Below are 5,251 nucleotides of genomic sequence, written 5' to 3'. Positions count from 1 at the left end.
CTGCGACGACGATCTTCGCCGAGGTGGTGGCGCGGGTGGCCGCGGGGCTAGAGCTTGCGAAGTCCACTGAGGACCCTTTCGAGCAGCGTGACGTCGGGCTGGTTGCCGGATTCGCCCCCGGCGGCGGGCTGGTGGATGGCGACCAGGCCGGCCTCGGCCAGGTCCGCCACGAGGATCCGCGCCACCCCGAGCGGCAGGCCGAGCAGCGCGGAGACCTCGGCCACCGACTTCACCTCGGTGGCGCACAGGCCGCAGATCCGCTGGTGCTCGGGCAGCAGGGTGGCCAGCCGGGCCGGTTCGACGCTGGCCGAGACCAGTGCCTCCAGGGCCAGTTCGTACCGGGGCCGGGTGCGTCCGCCGGTCATCGCGAACGGGCGGATCAGCGGGCCGCTGTCCTGCTCCTCCGGCTCCGCCGGGCGGGTCGGGCGCGTCGGTGCGACGGGCTGCTCGACCCCCTGGCTGGGGTTGCCGTACTGCTGGCCGTACGGAGACTGGCCGTACGGCTGGCCGGGGCCGGCGCCGGGCGAGCCGAAGGCGTCGTGACCGGTGCCGGGGTACGGAACACCGTACTGGCCCTGATGGTCATCGGGCGGTGTCACGGGTCCTCTCCTCACAGGGTGCGGCGGTGCTGGAGCAACGGAGCTGACCCGGTCCCGGAGGAGCCGTGGCCAGTGGTGCGAGGGGCCGTACAGAGCCCGGCGCCGAGTCGGCCGAAGCCGACTCGGAGTGGGCGGTCGGATACTACAAGTACTACGAAGCGGACGGCGCCCCGTCACCGGGGTGCCGTCCGACGGATCGTCAGTGCAGCAGGCTGCCTTGGAGTTCGGCGCGCAGCGCGGGGGTGAGGACGGCGCCGGCGCGGTCGACCAGGAGGGCCATCTCGTAGCCGACCAGGCCGATGTCGGAGTCGGGGGAGGCGAGGACGGCGAGGGAGGAGCCGTCGGAGACGGCCATGAGGAAGAGGAAGCCCCGTTCCATCTCGACCACGGTCTGGTTGACGTCGCCGCCCTCGAAGATCCGGCTGGCGCCGGAGGTGAGGGAGGTGAGGCCGGAGGCGACGGCGGCGAGTTGGTCGGCGCGGTCGCGGGGGAAGCCCTCGGACATGGCGAGCAGGAGACCGTCGGCGGAGACCACCACCGTGTGCGACACCCCGGGGGTGTTGTCCACGAAATTGGTGATCAGCCAGTTCAGGTTCTGTGCGGCCTGGCTCATCTGACTCATCTGAACTCAACGCTCCTGGTGGTTCGAGCCGCCGAAGAGATCGGTGCTGCTGTTGTGCTGTCCCTGCCCGGACCGGCCGGGCTGGGTGGGATCGATCCGGAAGCTCCCGGTCGAACCCGAGTTACGGCCCTGCTCGACGCCACGGCGCAGGTTGGTGAGCCGGCCGCGCACCTCCTCAGGGTTCCGGGAGACCTGCGGCCCGTCCTGCGGGGCCGAAGCCCCGTCCTGCGCGGCCGACTTGGCGTTGCCGGCCACCAGGTTCTGCTTGGGCACCCGGCGCGGCAGGCCGGAGCCGGTCACGCCGCTGGAGGAGGGCTCGCGCAGCTGCTCGGCACGCTGCCAGTCCGCGTCGTTCTGCGACTGCCAGCTGGGGCCGGTCGGCGTGCTCGAACCGCCGAGCGCCGACACCTCGTGGCCGCCGCGCGCCGGGGCGGCGTCGGCCGAGGTGTCCCGGGCACCGGTGAACCAGTTGGGCTGCTCGTCGGCGCCGGGGGTGCCGATCGCCCGGGTGGCCCCCAGGTTGCTGTTCAGCTGCTGGCCGGGCCGGCGCAGCGGCAGGCCGGAGCCCAGCGCGTCGCCGGCGGGCAGCGCCGGGGTCTCCGCCTGGTACGGGTGCTGGGCGGGGGTCTCCGGCCGCCGGCTGCCCTGCTGGAAGCCGTCGAACCGCTCCGGCTGGTACGGGTCGTTGCCGTAGCCGCCCTGGTAACCCTGTTCGGCGTGCGGCTGCTGCTCGGCGTAGCCCTGGCTCGCGAAGAAGCCGTCCTGGCGGCCGTAGGCCTGCTCCTGGTAGCCGCCCTGGTACTGCTCCTGGGCGTACTGCTGCTGCTCGGGGTAGGCCTGCTCCTGGTAGCCCTGGTCGGCGTAGTAGCCGCCCTGGTACTGGTCCTGGTACTGGTCCTGCCCGTACGGCTGCTGCGCGGGGTAACCCTGCTCGGCGTACGGCGGCTGCGGGTACTCCGCGGTCTCCGGCTCGCTCTCGACGAACTCGGCCTCGACGAACTCCGGCTCGGCGAACTCCGGCCCGGCGAAGTCGGCCTTGGCGGGGGCCGGCTGACCGGCCTCCTCGCCCGGGCCGGCCTCCAGGGCGGCGCGTCGGCGCTGGTCGATCCGCTGCGAGCGCTGCATCGACTCCAGGGCCGGGCTGAAGCCGTCCCCGCCGCGGCCGACCGCGAGGTTGTCGTCGAAGCCCAGCTCCGCGGCGCTGCGCGGGGCGGCCGAGGGAGCCTGCCAACCGGCCGCCTGCGGCTCCTGGTCGGCGAAGATCCGGGAGACCGTGAACTCCTCCTCCGGCTCCGGCATGGCCTGCATCTGGGTCAGCTGGGGCGGGAGCATGACCAGCGAGGTGGTACCGGCCGACTCGCCCGAGGGGCGCAGCTGGACCCGGATGCCGTGCCGGTCGGACAGCCGGCCGACCACGAAGAGGCCCATGCGGCGGGAGATCGCGGCGTCGACGGTGGGCGGCTCGGCGAGCTTCTCGTTGATCTCGGCGAAGTCCTCGGCGGTCAGGCCGATGCCCTTGTCGTGGATCTCGACCAGCACCCGGCCGTCCGGCAGCCGGGTCGCGTTGACGTTGACCCGGGTCTGCGGGCTGGAGAACGAGGTGGCGTTCTCCAGCAGCTCGGCGAGCAGGTGGACGAGGTCGGTCACGGCGGCGCCGACGACCTCGGCCTCCGGGATGTTCGACAGCTCGATGCGCTCGTACTGCTCCACCTCGGACGCGGCGGCGCGCAGCACGTCGACCAGCGGGACCGGGGTGTTCCAGCGGCGGCCCGGCTCCTCACCCGCGAGAACCAGCAGGTTCTCACCGTTGCGGCGCATACGGGTGGCCAGGTGGTCCAGCTTGAAGAGGTTCTCCAGCTGGTCCGGGTCGGCTTCGTTGTTCTCCAGGTCGGTGATCAGCGCCAGCTGGCGCTGGATCAGGCTCTGGCTGCGGCGCGAGAGGTTGGAGAAGATCGCGTTCAGGTTGCCTCGGAGCAGGGCCTGCTCGGCGGCGAGCGAGACCGCCTGCCGGTGGACCTGGTCGAAGGCGCGGGCGACCTCGCCGATCTCGTCCTTGCCCCAGAGGGCGATCGGCTCGACGTTGGTGTCCACCCGGTCCGGGTCGGTCTTGGAGAGCTTCTCGACCAGGTCCGGCAGACGGTGGTTGGCGATGTCCAGCGCGGAGGTGTTGAGCACGCGCATGCCGAGGATCATCGAGCGGGCGATGAACCCGGTGAGCAGACCGGCCAGGGCCAGCGAGGCGATCACGATCGCGGCGTTGGTGATGGCGTCGCTCTGCGCGTTGTCACGCTCGGCGGTCGAGTCCTGCACGACGCTGTTCAGCAGCTTGGTCTCGGCCACGTGCTGCGGGTTGATCACCGTGTTGGTGGCCTGCAGCCAGTTGTCCGAGGTGAGACCCGCGGCCTGGGCGGCGGCGGCCGCCGCGTTGGCCTGGGCGACGCCCTGGGAGTCACCGGTCTGGGCGGCCTGGGTGAAGGCGAGGCCGATGTTCATCAGCAGGTCGGTGGTCGGCAGGGTGTGGCCGTCCGGCATCCGCTGCGGCGCGTTGGCGTCGGCGTCGGACTGGGCGACCGTGGCGTCCGCGAAGACCTTGTTGTCGGCGTCGTCCGAGCCGGTCTGGAACTCGGTCATCGCGACCTGCTGCAGCTTGTTGGCGACCAGCAGCTGCTCGATCAGCTCGCTGTTCTCGTAGCGGGTCACCCGCTGGGTCTGCACACCGGTCATCAGGGTCAGCATGAGCGCGCGCTGGTCCGAGGCGGAGGCCTTGGCCAGCGACATCGCGTAGATGCTGCGGGCCCGGCTCACGCCGGCCGCGGTCTCGCCGCCGATCGAGTTGTCGAAGGCGAGCAGCGGGTCGATCAGCGCCTCGTAGGCGGCCGCCGTCGCGGTGGCGAACAGCTCCGGACCGTAGGCGTTCTGGCGCAGCGCCTGCAGGCTGCTCAGCGCGATGCTGAACGAGCTGTTGCGCGCCGCGAGTTCGGCGTCGTTGTCCGGGGCGACCTTCTTGTAGGCGGCCTGGTAGGCGACCAGCGCCTGGTCGCTCTGGGCCCGCAGCTTGGCGACCTCGCCCTGCGGGTCCTGGCCGGTCATCAGGGGTATCGCGGAGAGGTCGCGCTCGTTCTCGTAGGCGTTGGCCAGGTTGGTGGCCGCGCGGGCGAGTTCGGCGGCGCGCTCGTCGTGGCTCGCCTTGGTGTAGCTGTCGAACGAGGTGTTGACGCGCAGACCACCGAAGACCAGGCCGATGATGACCGGGATCAGCAGAATCGCGACCAGTCGCACCGGCACGCGCCAGTTGCGGAAGGCCAGGGACTCGTACCGGCTGCCGGACGGCGGCCGGTCGCCGCCGCCGGCCAGGACGTCGGGGCCGCCTGCGGGGCCGCGTCCACCGGGGCCACCGGGGCCGCCAGGACCAGCGGGGCCACCGGGGCCGCTCGGGGCCTTCGGGCCTGCTCCGCCGGCCGCCGGACGGCCGCCCGGGAGCCCGGACGCCGGGCGCTCCGAACTCGCCGTGAAGGCGGAGAAACCGGGCGGGTTCTGGCCGCTGGCGTCGGGCTCGCGGGGCTCGGAGCGCCGCTGCGGGGTGCTTGGCTGCTTACGCCTCACTCGACAACAACCTCTCGGCCGACTTGCGGCCATGGATCAATCCAGCTGCTACCCCCCGGCCGCGGCCTGCCGCTGGATGGAACTGCCTTGGGTGACTTCGGGGTCGCTGGAATTTCAGCACGTACGGGGATAGGGGACAAACGACCCTGGTTTTGCGGACGCTGGTGCACAATCTGGACATTCAGCCACAGCCCAGCACAAAGTCCCGAGGACCGTGTACGGAGCGAATTGAAATGCATACTGTCCGTGATCAAAACGCCCGAAATGCCTACCGAACCGTTATCCGATACACAGCAGGGGACCCCGGCGGCGGGGTCCCCTGCTGGTCTCATCGGAGTCGGGCGAGGAGGGCGTGTTCGACGAGGGTGATGAGGGCGCTCTTGGCGCTGTCCCGGCGGCGGGCGTCGAGGGTGATGATGGGGGTGTC

The 5,251-nt window shown here is 71.6% G+C and carries 3 protein-coding genes and 1 pseudogene; all 4 read right to left on the bottom strand.

The features are described from left to right. Window positions 1-47: 47 nt before the first annotated feature. Window positions 48-599 (bottom strand): DUF742 domain-containing protein, encoded by a 552-nt coding sequence (locus ACIGXM_RS37260; protein WP_396568564.1) that lies wholly within the window; start codon window positions 597-599, stop codon window positions 48-50. A 199-nt stretch (window positions 600-798) separates the two neighbouring features. Next, on the bottom strand, window positions 799-1,221 hold the full coding sequence (locus ACIGXM_RS37255; RefSeq protein ID WP_396568563.1) for a roadblock/LC7 domain-containing protein: 423 nt from the start codon (window positions 1,219-1,221) through the stop codon (window positions 799-801). A 6-nt stretch (window positions 1,222-1,227) separates the two neighbouring features. Further along, a complete protein-coding gene (locus tag ACIGXM_RS37250; protein WP_396568562.1) occupies window positions 1,228-4,824 on the bottom strand; it encodes a nitrate- and nitrite sensing domain-containing protein in 3,597 nt (1,198 codons plus the stop codon). 328 nt (window positions 4,825-5,152) lie between these two features. Next, window positions 5,153-5,251, bottom strand: a pseudogene (locus ACIGXM_RS37245) (ATP-binding protein); the annotation flags it as partial.

The sequence above is a fragment of the Kitasatospora sp. NPDC052896 genome, assembly GCF_044547075.1.
In the GTDB taxonomy this organism is placed as follows: Bacteria; Actinomycetota; Actinomycetes; order Streptomycetales; family Streptomycetaceae; genus Kitasatospora.
Note: the sequence above shows the minus strand (reverse complement) of the source record. Positions and strands in the feature narration are given on the sequence as shown.